Annotated in this window: 12 protein-coding genes; 1 reads left to right on the top strand and 11 read right to left on the bottom strand. The window is 52.7% G+C overall.

Annotation, left to right across the window (positions count from 1 at the left end; translation table 11 throughout):
* Positions 1-1,554: 1,554 nt before the first annotated feature.
* From ACP15Y_RS10130 to ACP15Y_RS10095, 8 genes are all read right to left on the bottom strand, one after another.
* Positions 1,555-1,887 (bottom strand): 2Fe-2S iron-sulfur cluster-binding protein, encoded by a 333-nt coding sequence (locus tag ACP15Y_RS10130; protein WP_133571385.1) that lies wholly within the window; start codon positions 1,885-1,887, stop codon positions 1,555-1,557.
* Entirely contained in the window at positions 1,887-2,915 is a 1,029-nt protein-coding gene (locus ACP15Y_RS10125) for an NAD(P)/FAD-dependent oxidoreductase (protein WP_133571386.1), read from the bottom strand. Before ACP15Y_RS10125 ends, ACP15Y_RS10130 begins: the two co-directional genes overlap by 1 nt.
* A 77-nt stretch (positions 2,916-2,992) precedes the next feature.
* Positions 2,993-4,273, bottom strand: a complete 1,281-nt coding sequence (locus ACP15Y_RS10120) for a phosphoadenylyl-sulfate reductase (protein ID WP_424982944.1) — start codon at positions 4,271-4,273, stop codon at positions 2,993-2,995.
* Complete coding sequence (locus ACP15Y_RS10115; protein ID WP_424982943.1) at positions 4,266-5,909, bottom strand: nitrite/sulfite reductase; 1,644 nt, start codon at positions 5,907-5,909, stop codon at positions 4,266-4,268. The genes ACP15Y_RS10120 and ACP15Y_RS10115 overlap by 8 nt, the downstream gene beginning before the upstream one ends.
* The gene (locus tag ACP15Y_RS10110; protein ID WP_133571389.1) at positions 5,896-6,201 is read right to left on the bottom strand and encodes a DUF2849 domain-containing protein; all 306 of its coding nucleotides are present in this window, start codon (positions 6,199-6,201) and stop codon (positions 5,896-5,898) included. Before ACP15Y_RS10110 ends, ACP15Y_RS10115 begins: the two co-directional genes overlap by 14 nt.
* An 8-nt stretch (positions 6,202-6,209) precedes the next feature.
* Complete coding sequence (cysG, locus tag ACP15Y_RS10105) at positions 6,210-7,604, bottom strand: siroheme synthase CysG (protein WP_424983091.1); 1,395 nt, start codon at positions 7,602-7,604, stop codon at positions 6,210-6,212.
* Positions 7,605-7,823: 219 nt separating this feature from the next.
* Entirely contained in the window at positions 7,824-8,144 is a 321-nt protein-coding gene (locus ACP15Y_RS10100) for a 2Fe-2S iron-sulfur cluster-binding protein (protein WP_027834381.1), read from the bottom strand.
* Between the two features lie 85 nt (positions 8,145-8,229).
* A complete protein-coding gene (locus ACP15Y_RS10095; protein ID WP_424982942.1) occupies positions 8,230-8,613 on the bottom strand; it encodes a hypothetical protein in 384 nt (127 codons plus the stop codon).
* Between the two features lie 345 nt (positions 8,614-8,958).
* On the opposite strand from ACP15Y_RS10095, the gene ACP15Y_RS10090 reads away from it, so the two are divergent.
* Positions 8,959-13,971 carry a hypothetical protein gene (locus tag ACP15Y_RS10090; protein ID WP_424982941.1) on the top strand — a complete coding sequence of 1,671 codons (5,013 nt, stop codon included), beginning with the start codon at positions 8,959-8,961 and terminating at the stop codon, positions 13,969-13,971.
* 88 nt (positions 13,972-14,059) lie between these two features.
* Here the strand turns inward: ACP15Y_RS10090 and ACP15Y_RS10085 are convergent, their stop codons facing one another.
* The 3 genes from ACP15Y_RS10085 to ACP15Y_RS10075 all read right to left on the bottom strand — a co-directional run bounded on the left by ACP15Y_RS10085 (position 14,060) and on the right by ACP15Y_RS10075 (position 17,207).
* Positions 14,060-15,271, bottom strand: coding sequence for an MFS transporter (locus tag ACP15Y_RS10085; protein WP_424982940.1), 1,212 nt, complete (start codon positions 15,269-15,271; stop codon positions 14,060-14,062).
* Positions 15,272-15,381: 110 nt separating this feature from the next.
* Entirely contained in the window at positions 15,382-16,407 is a 1,026-nt protein-coding gene (locus tag ACP15Y_RS10080; protein WP_424982939.1) for a glycosyltransferase family 4 protein, read from the bottom strand.
* A complete protein-coding gene (locus ACP15Y_RS10075) occupies positions 16,404-17,207 on the bottom strand; it encodes a UDP-2,3-diacylglucosamine diphosphatase (RefSeq protein ID WP_424982938.1) in 804 nt (267 codons plus the stop codon). Before ACP15Y_RS10075 ends, ACP15Y_RS10080 begins: the two co-directional genes overlap by 4 nt.
* Positions 17,208-17,210: the final 3 nt, after the last annotated feature.

The raw sequence follows: 17,210 nt of genomic DNA, 5'->3' as shown, positions 1-17,210 counted from the left end.
ATGACGACTGATATGTGGTCGCAAAACGTGCAATAAAAACAACTTTAAATTGAAATTTGAAATCGCACACAAATATTCATTTTCGCAATCGGCTGCACGTAACCAACTGAAAAACAGCAATAATTTCACTCATCAAAACCAAGCCACCCACCACAAACCGCGATCACAACCCACAAACTTATCCCCGCCCCCAAAACCCGTGGTAAAATGGCGCCATCTTCTGCCCCACGCGGTTGTTGACGAACAACGGGGTATATCTGTTTCCCTGTCGAGCAGTCGGCAGGATGCCGCGCATCGGCGCAAGCAAAGCGATCGCATTCACCCCTATGCCGGGCCAGCCTGCCCGGCGAGAGGACAGAAAATGCGACCGTAGCGACCGCTATCGGCCCTCCAACTGGCGGGGATGCCGGGGTAGTGAGCGTAGCGAACGACGGCGGCGCGTAAAAATGCCGGGGGTGCCCGGCAGCCACGCGGCGTGAGTGCGTAAACTGCGACCGTGGCGACCGCTGTCGGCCCTCCCATTATGACGGGGGGGGGACGGGAGCGAAGCGACCGGTGGCGGCAATAAACAGACTTATGAAGAAGCGGTTGGTGGGCCGGACGCGGCGCACCGCGCCTTTGATTTGATTTCGCCCGACACCAAGGGCGGGCCGTCCGGTGCAACGCATCGGTGCGGCTGGGACTATTGGGTCAGCACCCCGCATAATCAGACCAAGGTGCGAAAAACGCCGCTGGTGCGAGACGTGAACGGTCTCAATTCTCTGCGCAACCACGAGCCCCGAAACGTCTCGTGCCCCGCAAACCTTATCCCCTGAATGCATGCCGCATGTCAGGCGCTTTGGTGTGTCTGCGCGAATGTGGGCAGGAAGCGGAAAATTGATCCCGGCTCAAGGCCGGGATGGCCAAAGGGGATGTGTAGGCAATTACACGCAGATGTTTTGGCAAAGCACCAACCACCCTCACCGCGTCATTGCAAGACCAGCCCGTCCGGCGTGAGGACAAATAATGCCTTGCAATCCATTTGAGTTGTCAGCTTGTAGGAGCGCAGGTGATTGGACCGCCACCACATCAGCAAGCGGAAAAGTGAAATGGACCCCAAGATCAAGTCTTGGGGTGACGGCGGCGGGTGTGGCCGATGTCGAGGAAAAATGGCGCCGGGAAATCAGAGTTCAATGCTTGGCACCAATCGGCGGGGGTGCCGGGGACGGGAGCGAAGCGAGCGGTGGCGGCAAAAAAGACTCCGGGGGTGCCGGGGACGGGAGTGCAGCGAGCGGTGGCGGCACGTAAAAACTTCGGGGATGCCGGGGTAGTGAGCGCAGCGAACGACGGCGGCGCGCAATAATGCCGGGGGTGCTAGGCCAGCCCGTCCGACGTTAGGACAGAAAATGCGAGCGCAGCAACCAGTGACGCCCCATAAAAATGCCCCCATAAGCGCAAACGCCGGGGGCACCTGAACAAGGCTTGGGCGGCCAGCCCGGCGCACTTTAGCGCCGCGCCCGCGCAGGTTAGCTGATCGGTGCAAAGCACCGACCAGCGCTCAACCGTGAGCGAAAACTATGCAACCTCAGCGTCGGGCTTTGCGCTCGGCGCCAGAGAAACTTTCAACCCGTCGAGCTCTTCGCTCATCAGGATTTGGCAAGAAAGGCGAGAATTGTCTTCAACATCGGGAACCGTGTCGAGCATATCTTCTTCCTCGTCCGTGGCGGGGTGCAGCTTGCTCTGCCATTCGGGATCAACGAACACATGGCAAGTTGCACACGCACATGCGCCACCGCATTCGGCTTTGATGGGCAAGCCCCAATCGCGGATCACTTCCATGACGCGCCAGCCTTCCAGCGCTTCCAGCTCATGTTCCTTGCCATTATGGTCGGTGACGTAAATATGCATTATTTCACCCCAAGCTTCTTCTGCAATTTGGTGGATGATGTGGTGTATTGGAACACAACTTTTTCATCCGGGGAGATGATCTTCTTGGCCGCCTGCGCCATCAGCGCCGCTTCGTGGAAGCCAGAAAGGATCAGTTTCAATTTGCCAGGATAATAGTTGATGTCACCAATTGCAAAAATACCTTCTTCCGATGTGGCGAACTTTTCAGTGTCCACATTGATCAGGTTTTCATGCAGATTGAGGCCCCAATTGGCCACAGGGCCAAGCTTCATGGTCAGGCCAAAGAACGGCATCAAACGGGTTGCCGGCAGGCTTTTTTCGCCGTCAGCATTTTTGATGTTCACGGCGCTGATCTGGCCGTTTTCGCCTTCAAGCGAGGCAATCTGGCCCAGCTCAAAGTTGATTTTGCCCTCATCCACCAAGGCGCGCATTTTGTTCACGCTGTCGGTGTGGGCGCGGAAGCTATCGCGACGGTGCACAAGCGTCAGGCTTTTGGCCAAAGGCGCAAGGTTCAAGGTCCAATCCAGTGCACTGTCGCCGCCGCCAACAATCACAATATCATGATCGCGGAAATCATCCATTTTGCGCACGGCATAGAAAACAGACTGGTTTTCATATTCTTCAATGTTTGGCACGGGAGGACGCTTCGGCTGGAACGAACCACCGCCAGCAGCGATCACCACAACCTTACAGCGGAAGGTTTCGCCCGCATCGGTTTTCACGAGGAAGTCGCCATTATCCTGCCGCTCGATCTCGTTGACCATGCGGTTATAATGGTAGGTCGGGCCAAATGGCTCCGCCTGCTTCAACAAATTATCGGTCAGCTCTTGCCCAGAAATTTCGGGAAAGGCTGGAATGTCATAGATCGGCTTTTCCGGATAAAGCTCAGCGCATTGGCCGCCCGGCTTGTCCAGAATGTCAATCAAATGGCATTTGATGTCCAGAAGGCCCAGTTCAAACACCGCAAAAAGTCCAACAGGACCCGCACCGACAATCACCACATCGGTGACGATCTCTTGTTCGCTCATTTATTCACTCACTTCGTGTCTTATTCCAGGCGCTGGACCGCCTGCGGTTTAAAGGGTGCTGGACCACCCCAAAAAGATTATTTCACCTGCCGCAAGAAAGGGCGTGTGCCTGCGGGCACCTCAATGTCGCGGCCTGTGGGCTGCATAAACACTGAAACACCAGCAATCGCATCGTTTTCTAGTGCGTTTCGCGTTGGTCCGTCAACAACCACAAGGCTGTCAAAGCCGCAACGGCGCAAAAACTGCACTTGGTCCGTCAAAATATCGCCGCGTGCACGCAACTCGCCCTCAAAGCCATATCGCTCGCGCAACAAGCGGGCAGAGGAATATCCCCGACCATCACCGAACTTTGGAAACTCAACCGCAATCGCAGAAAAACGGCTCGCTTCGTCACCGATCAAATGCACATCGTCGCCCGGCTCAACAATCAAACCAATGGCGCCATTGCTGCCCAAAATCCGCTCCTTATGCTCAAGATAAAGCGCAAACGGCACAAAAACATGATCGAGATCAATCAAGGCTTCATCTTCTTTGAGATCACGCCATTGATCTTCAACAAATTGACCGTCTTTAAAAAGCGTATTCATGCCCTGTCCCTTGGCCTGCGGCTTTGCGATTTTGCCGCTTACATCAAAATGAATTCCACATTCGGTTTTGTCGCGCCCGCGCCAGCGACCGGAGCGAGGGTCTTCCCCCTCCTTCACCATCGAGGTACACGGCGCACAACCGATAGACAAATAGCCCACATTAAACAAGGGATGCGGTGGCAAATCATGTTCGGCGCGATAGGCCTTCACATCCTCAAAATCCCAATAGGCCAATGGGTTAACCTTGATACGTTCATCGCTGGTCAACTCAAAATGTGGCAACACCCCGCGATCGCTGGTTTGGAAGCGCTTGCGTCCAGTCACCCAGCCGCCATAGGCCTTCAATGCGGCGTCCAAAGGCTCCGTTTTGCGGATATGGCAGCAGCTATCAGGATCGGTTTGCCAAAGGTCGCCCTTCGGGTCAAAACGTGCCAAATCGCTGGTGTCTGGCTCCAAAAAACGCACATTGGTCAGGCCCAAATGCTGCTTCATGGTCTCCACATATTCAAGCGTTTCAGGGAAATGCTTGCCCGTTTCCAAAAACAACACTTCCTGATGCGGATTGATCTGCGCCACCATGTGCAGCAACACAGAAGAATCTGCGCCGAAAGAAGAGACCATCGCGATGGGGTGCGAGGTCAATTCTTCCAGCGCATGGCGCAACACGCTCAGCGCGTCACGCTCATCAAACATGCCATTCAAGGCAACCAATTGCAGATCGCTCAGGCGCTCCTTCGGGGTGAACGCTGCTGCGGCGTTGGAACTAGCCATAAAGCGCCTCCTTAAAGGGGGCCTCACCCAAACGACGGAACGCGTCAATAAAGGGCTCATCCGCACTTTCGCGTTTGGCCATATAGACATCGAGCAGCTTCTCAAGCGCATCCGGCACTTGATCACCTGTCACACCACGGCCCAAAATATTGCCAACAGAAGCGTGCTCAGTGGCATCACCGCCCACTGTGATCTGATAAAGCTCCGTGCCTTTTTTCTCCACGCCCAGCACGCCAATATGGCCCACATGGTGGTGACCACAGGCATTGATGCAGCCGGAGATTTTGACTTTCAGCTCGCCAAATTCGTTTTCACGATCCGCAAAGCGCTTGGCGATATCCTGCGCAATCGGAATAGAACGGGCATTGGCCAAGGCACAATAATCAAGGCCGGGGCACGCGATGATGTCGGAAATCAAACCCGCATTACCTTCGGCCAAGCCAATCTCGACCAAACGCTCATAGATGGCCCGTACATCGGACTTTTTCACATGCGGCAGCACCAGATTTTGCTCGTGGCTCACGCGCAGCTCATCAAAGCTATAGTCACGGGCCAACTCGGCAATCGCGTCCATCTGTTCGTCTGTCGCGTCGCCAGGCACCTCGCCCACCGATTTCAAGGAAATGGTGATGGACGTGTAGCCAGGCTGACGATGCTTAAACAGGTTGCGCTTCAAAAACTTCGCATATTGCGGATTTTCCAACGCATGACGCTCGGCATCCAACACATCCTCTGCATCAGCAGCAAACGGTGGTGCGGCGAAATAAGTTGAAATCCGATCCAACTCTTCCTGGGGCAGGGTCAACACCCCATCCTTCAGTTGCGCAAACTCGGCTTCAACTTCTTCCCGGATTTGCTCAATGCCAGTTTCGTGCACCAAAATCTTGATCCGCGCCTTATATTTATTGTCGCGGCGACCATGCAGATTGTAGACCCGCAAGATCGCTTCCAGATAAGCGAGCAAATCTTCGTGCGGTACAAAGTCATTGATTTCCTTGGCCACCATCGGCGTACGGCCCAAACCGCCGCCCACAAACACGCGCCAACCAACTTGACCGTCCTTCTCATTAGCCATCAAGCCAATATCATGAAACTTCACCGCAGCGCGGTCCTGCGGCGCGCCAGTGATGGCGATTTTGAACTTGCGCGGCAAGAATGAAAATTCAGGATGCAAGCTCGACCATTGGCGAATGATTTCAGCTACTGGGCGCGGATCGATAACCTCATCATGGGCTGCACCGGCAAACTGGTCTGTCGTCACATTGCGAATGCAGTTGCCCGAAGTTTGAATGGCGTGCATCTCAACTTCTGCCAACTCCTCAAGAATTTTTGGCACATCCTGCAATTTCGGCCAGTTATATTGGATATTCTGCCGCGTAGTGAAGTGGCCATAGCCACGGTCATAAGTGCGGGCAATATGCGCCAGTTTATGCATTTGGCGAGAGTTCAGCGTGCCATAAGGCACCGCAACCCGCAGCATATAGGCGTGCAATTGCAGATAAAGACCATTCATCAAACGCAACGGGCGGAACTGATCTTCGGTCAATTCCCCGGCAACACGGCGCTTTACCTGATCTGAAAACTGGGCGGTACGCTCGCGCACAAAGGCGGCGTCAAATTCATCATAGCGATACATAATCAGCCTCACTCAAATGCTGGCGGCCATAAGTGCCGACGGTTGGGCCATTGGCGCGAATTTGTTCGCGTAGCCGGTTGGTTTGCACCAATTGATTGTCGTGCTTTTCAACCGGAATGGCTTCAAGGCTAACCACCTTGTCCTTCTTGGTTGCCGCCGCCAAAATCTCATCAACTTCTGGCGCTTTGTCGTCAAAAATTTGCGCTTGCTGCAAATCCATGCCCCAGCGATCTTCGCCGTAAAAATATACGACGGCGCCGGACAAAAGCTCGTTGCCTGTAATTACTTTCATTGCCCCACCTATGCCACTTGCAATGTTTGAGGCAGTTGCGCCTCAAATTGTTGCCAATTGCCACTGGCAATCGCTTCACCGATGAAAACGATCGCCGGCCCTTCGGCCAATTGTTCTTTTAATTGTTCAGCGCCCGCCAAAGTGCCCAAATGACGGGTGCTGTTTTCACGACCAGCATTGACCACAACACCCACTGGCGTTGAACCTGCCAACCCGTGGGCGATCAGATCATTGGCCACATCTGCCAAGATCGACTTGCCCATATAAATGCCTAATGAAATGCCGGACTTTGCCAAGCTGGCCCAATGGGTCACCACTTGATTGTCTGCGCCATGCGCAGTTGCAAAGACAATGCCTGAAGAAACATTGCGCAATGTGACAGCGGTTTCGCTGTCTGCCGCCGCGGCCAAAGCCGATGTGATACCCGGCACAATGTCAAAATCAACATTGTTTGCCCGCAAATGCGCGACTTCTTCGCCAGCACGACCGAAAATCATCGGATCGCCAGACTTCAACCGCACCACGCGCTTACCCTGCTTGGCCAAGTCAACCAACATCTGATTGATGCGCTTTTGCGTGAAGGAGTGACTGCCCTTGGCCTTACCAACTGCAAAACGTTCCGCGTCGCGACGGCCCATCTCCACAATGGCGTCTGGCACCAATTGGTCATGCACAATCACATCTGCGCTTTGCAACACGCGCTGCGCGCGAAGCGTTAGCAAATCTTCCGCACCCGGACCTGCGCCGACCAAGTGCACAAAGCCCTGCCCTTCGGCACGTGCTTGCATCAACCAGTCCGCAAATAAATGCGCATCCTGATCCCGATCATCAGCCACCAGCCGCTCATATTTTGGCGAGGCCAGCAAATCTTGATAGAACTTGCGACGCTGATCACCCGAATGAATCGTTTGCTCAACTTTTTCGCGTAAGCCACCAGTAAATTTCACAATTTTCCCCAAAGACAGCGGCAACAAGGCCTCAATTTTAGCCCGCACCAACCGCGCCATCACAGGCGCTTCGCCCTCAGATGAAATCGCAACGGACAAAGGCGCACGATCCACAATAGCCGGGGTGTAAAAATCACACTCGTCTGGCTTGTCCACCACATTCAACGGAACGCCATGCGCCCGCGCTGCGGCTTTGGCCAAATCCGCATCTGGGCCCTCATCGCCGGAAAACACCATCGCTGCGCCTTCAAGCAAATCCTCGGTGAAAGGTTGCTCCAGCACAGTGATATCCAAGCCGCCGAAATCAGCAAAAATTTTACGGGCAACCACTATGGTGTGGGCATCAGTTTTGGCCGCCAACCGGGCCTTCGCCAAGGCTTCTGGGCCGCCACCTGCAATCACAATTTTTTTGCCCCGTACCTTCATAGATACTGGGAAAATGCCGAGTTTGGTCATCATCGCGCCTCGTCTAAGTTGTTACACAAAATAATCGAGGGGCGAACCATTGCCAAGCTACTGAAATAAAATAGCTTTTTTATTTCCCCATTCATAGGGAAAAAGAGAAAACCGAACCCAAAAAGAAAGGGGCGGTGAGTAAATTAAACTCACAACCCGCCCCTTTGATAGAATTTTTGCGCCAAATGGCGAATTCTGGAATGAAATTCTAAGGCTAAACTAAGCCTGATTTTCTGGTACGTGCACGACCAAACCGTCCATTTCGTCGCTCACCTTAATCTGGCAAGACAGGCGCGAACGGTCATTCACGTCAAAAGCAAAATCGAGCATATCTTCTTCCATCATGGAAGGCCCGCCCGTTACACTCACCCATTCTGGATCCACATAAACGTGGCATGTGGCACAAGTGCATGCGCCGCCACATTCAGCAACAATGCCCGGCACCGCATTGCGGATCGCATTTTCCATGACGGTTGAGCCATTTTCAGCTTCAACTTCATGTTTGGTGCCATTGGCTTCAACATAGGTGATTTTTGCCATGAAAATTATCCCTTATCTCTGATCAGTGGCCATATAGCGCCCCTAAGCGCCTATGACAACCACAACAAAGAGAGAAGATGTGCGGCTATTCGCCCAAAATTTGGTCGATATAGTCCAGAGCGACGCGAACAGCTTTGGCAAGCTGCGCATATATCTCGCCAATTTTCCCGCCATTTTCGCGAATTTCAAGCTCAGCAGTTCGACTCAGCTCGGCGATGGCGCCTGCCCCGACACCCAGCGCGGCAGAGCGCATGCTATGAATGGTGATCTCAACGTTGGGAAGCGATTGTGCTTTTGCCCAATCAGGCTCAAATTTGCGCAACTGCATCCGGAAAAGCTGCAATATCTCGTTTTCGAGGTTTTTGTTCCCCATTGTTTGTCGCGCTAAGAACGCCAAATCAATTGCCCGATGCCGCGCATCGCCGTGAATTGCGGGGTCTGACACCTGATCTATTGCAAGCCCGGCCATTGGCCTTTACTCCTTGTGAAATCAAACTATCCACAACATATCAAACAAGCCTGAATCAAGCTTTAAGGCTGATAAGATGCCGCAATAGAGAAACAATTTCCTCCACCACCCCACTTGCGCGTTAACCAATTTTTAATAAAAATGTCTCGATTGCCTTCAATTAATGTATAAAGGCATGATACCAACGTTCGGCGGCGTTGGGTACTGTGGCCCGAATTGCATTATATTATAATGCTTTATTTAGATCCGGAGGACGCTCCGGTTTGTGTTCAATAAGCACAACACTTGCCTCAGCTCACCCTAAGTTCGCCGGGCATTGTGCGGACGCAAAAGGTAGTATTGAGTATGGCAAAGAAAAAAAGTTCTTCAAACGATCCGGCCACGCTGGCATTTTCAGCAGTGGAAAGCGCGCTTGAATCCCAATCAGATTCAAAATCAAGTGCAGCGGCCAAGCTGGATAAAGCCACCTCTTCTGACAGTAGAAAAGGACGCGCCCGGCGACCAAGTGAAAGTCGCTCTCGTTCTGCTGAACGCATCGCCAATCGCGCTGCGTCTGTGGCCAACGATGACCGTTCAACAGCGGCCAGCATTCTTTATTCTATGCAGTCTAAGCCGTCGACCATGCCGTACTGGTTGGCAACTTTGGCGTCAATTTTCTGGGCCATCATCATTGGTGCCTTGGGCTATATGCGCTTTAGCGCTGACCTGGCCAACATTCAATTTTCCACTCTCGCACAAACTCCTGATTTTGCGGGCTTCACCGCCCTATTGCTGATTCCTATTCTCGGCTTTTTTGCCATCGCATTGATCGTGCGTCGGGCGCAGGACTTGCGCCTTGCCGCATCGTCCATGACCCAAGCCGCTTTGCGCCTGTCCGAGCCGGAATCTGCAGCAACCGCACAAATCACCACTGTGGGCCAAGCGGTGCGCCGCGAAGTGAATGCCATCGGTGATGGCCTAGAGCGCGCCCTTTCCCGCGCCGGTGAACTTGAAGTGATGGTGCACAATGAGGTGAACTCGCTAGAGCGCACCTATGCCGACAATGAATTGCGCATGCGCTCACTGATCGAAGAATTGGCCAACCAACGTAAAGCTGTGGTCACCAACTCAGAACGCGTCCGCGAGGCCATTTCCGATGTGCATTCTGGCTTTGCCCAACAACTCGACGAAGTGGGCAGCTCCTTCATCGATAAATTGCGCCTAACCGGCGGCGACATCACCCAGTCCATCTCTGGCTATGGCGATACGCTAACAGACTCGTTCAAAGAACAGTCTGATCAATTCACAAATGTGATTGAAGGCCGCAAATCTGACCTCGTTGCTGCGTTGGACGATGGCACTGAAAAACTCAATATCATTGTTGACGAGCGTACAGCCGCTATGGCGTCAGCTTTGGCTGAGCAAAGCGCCCAGTTCGACTCTAAGCTGTCGCAACGGGCCAGTGAGTTGGCAGATAAAGTTGCCTCACGCACAGAGCAGCTCAACACCACCCTATCCGCGCACAGCGAAAACTTTGATCAAACATTGGCCATGCGATCTGACGAATTGTCAGAAAAAGTGGCCATGCGCACTGAAGAACTGGGCACAACCCTTTCTGAGCAAAATGAGCGCTTTGACAAAACTTTGGTGGAACGCACGGAGCAATTGTCGAGCGAAGTGGCGGATCGCACTGCACGCCTCAACCAAGTGTTGGGCGCCCGCGCCACCAACTTCAGCGAAACATTGGAGTCCAAACGCGACGAATTGGACAATTTGCTTACCGAGCGCACCGCACACATGCTGGATGCATTTGGCGAACGCCACCAGAATTTGGCCGAAACCATTGATGCGCGCACCAACGCCCTTAATGACGTGTTGGCACGTGGCTCCCATGGCTTCACGGAAAATGTGGACGAGCGGATCGCCCGCCTCACCCAATCTTTGGAAGAAGGCACTTCAGAATTTACCAGCATCATTGAAGACCGCACCAACAAGCTGTCTGGCGTATTGCGCGCATCCAGCGAGTCAGTGCTGGTAGACCTCAATCTGCGCGGCGAAGAAATTTCAACCAATATGGAAAATATTGGTTCGAACCTCGCATCGAAAATTCTGCAAAATGCTGAATATGCTCAACGCACATTGTCTGACTTCGGTTCTGGCATTGATGAGAGCTTGTCCATCCAAACCAACAATTTGGAAAGTGCAGTTGAATCTGCCCTCCTCCAACTTGGTGGCACTTTGGACGAACGCGCCAGCGCAGCCCACGATTTGTTGGCAAATGCTGGACAAGATACGATTTCTCAACTCACCAGCCGTGTGGATGAAGTTGCTGTTATTTTGGACAGCCGCCTCCACTCCATGGATGAGATCATGAGTGAAAAAGGCGAACGCTTGATCACCACGCTCAATGAAAATGAGCAGGGCTTCAAGCAGCACGCCCATTCGCTGGAAAGCACCATCAACCAGCGCACATCTGAGTTTAACACTGTGCTGCAAACCAGCGCAGCCGATCTCGACTCCACAATGCGCAATCGCACAACTGAGTTGGGCGCGACGTTTGAGAAATCTGGTCAATATTTCCGTGAGAGCATCGATGCAAGCTTGCGCGATATGAACCAGACCATGCAAACACGCACCAGCCACGTTTCACAAATTATCGAAGAGCAAGTTGCGCGCGTAAATGATAATCTGGGCAACGAGATCGATGCGGCGATTGCACGTTTGGCGGACGCCGAAACAGGTGTTGCAGGCAAAGTATCTGATGCAGTTTCTAACATCGAAGCCAGCACAGATTCATTGGCTGGCCGCGTAGAAAATGTTGTGACCACCTCTGCTGGCATGTTTGAAAAAGCGACTTCCGATTTGGATCAAACAATCGGCAATCGCCTATCGGCCACTGAGCAGCGTTTGGCTGCTGCTGCCAATAACATCTCAACCTCTATGAACGATCGCGCGCATGAAGCGGAAGAGCGGATTACGGCAGCAACGCAAAGCCTATCGGACGCAATGGAAGCACGGGCACGTGGCGCCGAAGAACGCATCACAGGTGCAACCGAGAGCCTTTCAACTTCTATCGAATATCGTGTGGCTGAGAGCGAAGAGCGTCTGTCCCTATCAACCGACCATTTGGCACGCACCATCGAAGAGAAATTGGGCACTCTGCCCGATGCGATCGCACAGCGTGCTAATGAGACAGCGAGCCGCTTGACTCAAATGAACGAAACATTCTCCAGCAGCTTCAGCGAAGCTTTGGAAAATGTGGACACTGGCGCCAACAGAATTATGACAGCGCTTGATGAGAAACTCACAGGTCTGACTGGCGATATTTCTGCTGATGTGGAAAGAACAGCTTCGCGCATGGACCTTGTTGTGCGCGGCGCAATGGAGCAATTGCAATCCGCCTCTACCGCCATGGAAGATTTGGTTTCAGTTCGCGCTGTGAACACCGCTGAAGAACTGAGCGACAAAGCACGCGCCATGAACCAGGTTGTGGCAGTTCAGTCTGAAACCTTGTCGAAACTTATCGACAAGAAAACAGCTGACATTGAAGAGCGTATGCAAACGCAGCAAAATCTATTGCGTGATGCACTTCAAGAAAATGCACGCGGTGCTGAAGAAATCATGGCCCACTCTACCTCACGTATTGAGGAAGACGTCACCCGCGCCTTGTCCAAGCTCAACGATTCAAACTTGCTGTTGCAACAAGTTCTGGAAACTTCAACCAGCAATTTGGCAACCCTCGAAGAAGGCGTATCGCAACACACGGCACGTTACTCAGATGCCGTTCGCGAAGCCCTTTCAGGCACCGACGATGCGGGCCGCATGATGGGCGAACACGTGAGCGCATTGCAGGGCACGATCGAAGGCCTGTTGCAAGAAGTTGGCGAAATCAAGCATGTGCTTGATGGTCAAGCATCTGGCTTCACCAATGCCGCCAAAGAACTCACTGATGCCTCAGTTATCACTGTGGAAACAATTGAGGGCGGCCGCACTGCAATGGATGCCTTGGTTGAAGGCTTCACCAACCGTGCAGAAGAAATTGATGCACGCCTGCGCACCTTCGCTAAATCACTTTCTGATACAGTGAAAGAAACCGAAGGGCGGATTGCAGAGACACAAGAAAATCTGACACAAACTGTGAACAGCGCCTCCAACACTGTTTCTAGCAATCTGCGCGATTTGTCAGAAACTGCGGGTGTGGAAAGCCAACGTGCATCCACTGCATTGCAGCAAGCTCAAAAATCGCTCATCGACGAGATGCAGGAGTCAATCAAATCTGCGGTTGAACGGTTCAATGAAACATCATCTGCAATGCGCATGACTGCGAAAGAATTGAGCGAAGAACTCAATTCAACCCGCACAGAATTGCAACGCGGCGTGATGGAGCTGCCTGAAGAAACCAAAGCAAGTGCTGCAGCGATGCGTCAAGTGGTTGCTGAGCAGATTGAAGCGCTTGAAGAGCTGAACAAAATCGTCAATGCACAGCCTGTTGCGCCTAAGCCTGACCTAAAACCAGCGAAAGCCGCTCAAACCATCGAGCAGCGCCCTGCGCCACGGCCAGAACCGAAGCCAACCGAGGCCAAGAAAACTGAGGTTGAGCAAACCGAGCTGAAGCAACCTGAACCGGAAGCTGAGCCAGAGGAGCCCGAGCCGGCCGCTGAAAAGCCACAAGAACGCCCTGCACCGAAAAAACTTGTGCAGCCAAAACCAACATTGCCGCAAACACGCAATGATGATGCTTTCGACGATGATATTTCTTCAGAGCAATTGGCAGCGCTTTTGGAAAAGCAGATTGAAGAGCAAGATGCCCGTGCAGCCGAGGCAGAACGCAATCGCGCATCACAATCCTCACCTGCACCTGCGGCGCAAACCAAACCTGCACAGCCACAGCAAGCGCCAACAAAAGCTGCATCTACGCAGCCCGCGCCTAAGAAAGAAGCTGCTTCATCTGACGCAAAATCAGAAGAAGAAAGCAGCTGGGTCCGGAGCTTGTTGCGCAATGCATCTGCACAACAGCAAGCCAGCAGCGCCCGCCGTGGTGGTGGCAACCTGAAAAACCTCACCGTAGAAATGGTGGAGGCCGTAGACCATAAAACGTTGGTGGACGCATGGCGTCGATATCAGAATGGTGAAAGCGGTGTGTTCTCACGTCGGTTATACACCCTTACTGGCCAAGCCATCTTTGACGATGTGCGCAAAGCATTGAAGCAAGATGTTGAGTTTGCTGGCACAGCCAAAGACTTTATGGCCGAGTTTGAACAACTCCTGCGCGACGCAGCTCATGGCGCTGACCCTGTGCAAGACACACAGACCTTGCTGACTTCTGATCGTGGCAAGATCTACACAATGTTGGCACACGCTCAGGGCCGCTTGAACTAAGCAGCCAATCTAAAGATACAAAATAAAAACGGCGCTCCGAATTGGGGCGCCGTTTTGCATTCTACTTCAGATATGTTCGGCGATGGGGTTAGGCTTCGCTGCGCGGATTGACCAGCACCAGCGAAACAAATATCAACGCGCCACCAATCCCCGCCAAAATGGCTGACAACATAAATGTTGGGGCACCAAAATTAGAAAAGACGAAACCAAACAGCACAATAAAGGTAGCCAGCGTTGCCTGAGAAACCACTTGCACTAGGCTTTGCGCTTCTGCTGCGAACGTTTCGGCAGTCCAGTTAGCCACAAAATTCAGTGTACCCAAATAAGTGATACCAAAGCTGATCGCGTGCAGCATCTGCAACAAGAAAAAGCCCCACACCGGTACGTCAAAGCTCATGCCAACCCAGCGCAATACGGTGATCGCGGCAGCGAAGATAAGCAAATGACGCGCGGAAAACCGCTTTGCGATGCGTGCAAACACAAAGAAGGTCAAAATTTCAGCGGCAGAGCCAATGGCCCACAAAGGCCCGATGATCGTGGACGGCAAACCAGCCCTATCCCACAAGATGGAGCCAAATGCATAAAGTGGTCCATGGGACGCGACAATAAATGCCGACCCTAAGATCGCCAATGCAAACCAAGGCCGGAATGCATCCTTAATGGTTTGAGCCTGCAAAGGATGTGGAGGTGCCACGGCCACCTCTGGCCCCAGCTTTTCATCCTCCGGGGCCTCCGCGCGGAATTTCGGCAACTGCAAAGACATCAAGCCCCGGATTAGGCAAAAACTGACGAATAGCGGCAAAAAGATGCCAACGCCAGAGAGGTTGAGCATCCAGCCAGAAAACAGGTTCGCCGCGACATAGCCTACGGTGCCCCACACGCGGATCATCGCGAAATCCAAATTCCGCCGCCGCGCCATACGCACAGTGGCCGCATCCGTTACCGGCGCGCCCACCATGAAAGGCAGCACAGTTAGTGTCCAACAGAACAAAATAGCCCAGAACCCATGCGCAAAAAACAAGGTGATCGAAGCAAATCCAGATAGAAGGCTGGCCGCAATGATAACCTGACGCCAATCGCTGGCCTTGTCGGCAATGCGCCCCACAAAGATATTGATCAGCACCATCATCCAAATGGGCGCGGAATTGACAAAACCAACGTCAGAATCCGACAGCCCTTGAGATTTCAACCACAAGGGCAAAAACGGCACGGCAATGCCAACCGCGAGAAATTTGAAAGCATAGAAGTTAGAAGCACGCCCTTGATGGGATAAGAGCGCCTCGCGCATGGAGAAAAGCATATGGGACAACCTTTTGGAAATACGCTAGAGACGCACTTAGGTTGCGCTGATTTGCAAAGACTGACAAGCCAAAAGGTATGAATTTGGTTTTGAAGTGCCATAAACGGCCATCAGGCGGCCTTTTCCTGCCCGCCAACCACTGGCACCAAATGGCACCGAAACAGCTCTGCACAGGCTGCCCAGCTAAATTTCAACGCATATGCACGCGCATCACTACGATTAAGTTTGAGTGCCCGCTCAACAGCTACAGCTAGATCATTGTCCATCACGCCAGCTTTCGGGTCTGCCAACACATCGATTGGCCCCATCACTGGATAGGCTGCCACGGGCACGCCACATGCCATTGCTTCGAGCATCACATTGCCGAAAGTGTCTGTTTTGGACGGGAACACGAAAACATCTGCACTTTGATAATGCGCGGTAAGCTCCTCACCCTGTTTGCGGCCAACAAATAACGCTTCCGGATATTTTGCCGCCAGCTCATCACGCTGCGGGCCATCACCCACCACGATTTTCGTGCCGGGCACATCCAACCGTAAAAAGGCCTCAACATTCTTTTCAACCGAAACGCGCCCGACACACACCAAATGCGGCCCAGGCAAATCTTGGTAGACGGTTTTGGGCCCAGGGGTAAATCGATCTGAATCAACACCTCTAGTCCATTCCACAACATGTTGAAATTCTTTATCTTTCAAATCTTCGACAACAGAGCGCGTGGGTGCCAATGTGTGTGCTGCTGCATCATGAAACCAACGCAAATAGGCATATGACCATTCGCAAGGTACGGGCAACCGTGCGGCCACATATTCGGGAAATCTCGTGTGATAGCTGGTGGTGAACGCCCAATGATGGCTGGTGCAATAATGCCGGGCGAGCAACCCTAGCGGACCTTCCGTGGCGATATGAATATGCTGTGGCGCATAGCCTTCAATGATTTCGCCAATTTCGCCCAAGGATGCCAAAGAAAGGCGAATTTCCGGATAGGTGGGCATGGGCATGGTCCAAAACCGTTCCGGGGTCAAATAATCGACCTCATAACCAATTGCCCGAAGCTCCTGCCCCACCTTGTCCAAACAGCGTACAACGCCATTGACTTGCGGGTGCCAAGCATCGGTGACAATTAGCAGGCGTGTCATGCGGCTTCACGCGCCTTCTTGCGGCGCGCCTCCTGATTAGGATTGGTGGCCATATCTGTCCAACGGATCAACTCAAACTGCCCGTCATGATTTTCAACAATGGCCGTGCAGCTTTCCACCCAATCACCCGTATTGATGTAGCGCGTGCCATAAGTATCGTGCATATCGGCATGGTGAATATGGCCGCAGATCACGCCATCAACGCCCGTTTCCTTCGCCTCATGGGCCAAGGCTTCTTCATATCGACCAATAAAGCTAACCGCATTTTTGACCTTGTGTTTGGCCCATGCGGACAAAGACCAATAGTTCAGGCCCAATTTGCGCCGCACCCAATTGACCAAAATATTGATGCGGAGAGCGGAATTGTAAGCCCAGTCCCCTACATGCGCCAACCATTTGGCGTGGCGCACCACAACATCAAACTGGTCCCCATGGATCACCAGATATTGCTTGCCATCTGCCGCGTGGTGGATCACCCGATCAACAATTTCGATGTCGCCAAAATGGGTGCCAAGATAATCGCGCAAAAACTCATCATGGTTGCCGGGCAGATAAATAATGCGTGCGCCTTTGCGCGCCTTACGCAATAGTTTTTGCGCCAAAAGATTGTAGCTAGCGGGCCAATACCAAGATTTTTGCAACCGCCAACCATCAATAATGTCGCCAACCAAGTAGATAGTTTCAGCGTCGTAAGCGCGCAAGAAATTGATCAGTTGTTCCACCCGGATGGTCCGCATGCCCAAGTGGACATCGGAAATAAACAAGGCTTTTACATGCCGGGTTTCTTCTTGTTGCATCATTTT

This window comes from Maritalea sp. S77 (assembly GCF_049801075.1).
GTDB lineage: Bacteria > Pseudomonadota > Alphaproteobacteria > Rhizobiales > Devosiaceae > Maritalea.
This window is presented reverse-complemented; position numbering and strand designations above follow the sequence as displayed.

What these genes read in the sequence shown, in the direction of transcription:
- ACP15Y_RS10130 (WP_133571385.1), bottom strand. Translation starts at nt 1,887, where the DNA reads ATGCATATTTACGTCACCGACCATAATGGCAAGGAACATGAGCTGGAA.
- ACP15Y_RS10100 (WP_027834381.1), bottom strand. Translation starts at nt 8,144, where the DNA reads ATGGCAAAAATCACCTATGTTGAAGCCAATGGCACCAAACATGAAGTT.
- ACP15Y_RS10085 (WP_424982940.1), bottom strand. Translation starts at nt 15,271, where the DNA reads ATGCTTTTCTCCATGCGCGAGGCGCTCTTATCCCATCAAGGGCGTGCT.
- ACP15Y_RS10125 (WP_133571386.1), bottom strand. Translation starts at nt 2,915, where the DNA reads ATGAGCGAACAAGAGATCGTCACCGATGTGGTGATTGTCGGTGCGGGT.
- ACP15Y_RS10095 (WP_424982942.1), bottom strand. Translation starts at nt 8,613, where the DNA reads ATGGCCGGGCTTGCAATAGATCAGGTGTCAGACCCCGCAATTCACGGC.
- ACP15Y_RS10110 (WP_133571389.1), bottom strand. Translation starts at nt 6,201, where the DNA reads ATGAAAGTAATTACAGGCAACGAGCTTTTGTCCGGCGCCGTCGTATAT.
- ACP15Y_RS10090 (WP_424982941.1), top strand. Translation starts at nt 8,959, where the DNA reads ATGGCAAAGAAAAAAAGTTCTTCAAACGATCCGGCCACGCTGGCATTT.
- cysG (WP_424983091.1), bottom strand. Translation starts at nt 7,604, where the DNA reads ATGACCAAACTCGGCATTTTCCCAGTATCTATGAAGGTACGGGGCAAA.
- ACP15Y_RS10080 (WP_424982939.1), bottom strand. Translation starts at nt 16,407, where the DNA reads ATGACACGCCTGCTAATTGTCACCGATGCTTGGCACCCGCAAGTCAAT.
- ACP15Y_RS10115 (WP_424982943.1), bottom strand. Translation starts at nt 5,909, where the DNA reads ATGTATCGCTATGATGAATTTGACGCCGCCTTTGTGCGCGAGCGTACC.
- ACP15Y_RS10075 (WP_424982938.1), bottom strand. Translation starts at nt 17,207, where the DNA reads ATGATGCAACAAGAAGAAACCCGGCATGTAAAAGCCTTGTTTATTTCC.
- ACP15Y_RS10120 (WP_424982944.1), bottom strand. Translation starts at nt 4,273, where the DNA reads ATGGCTAGTTCCAACGCCGCAGCAGCGTTCACCCCGAAGGAGCGCCTG.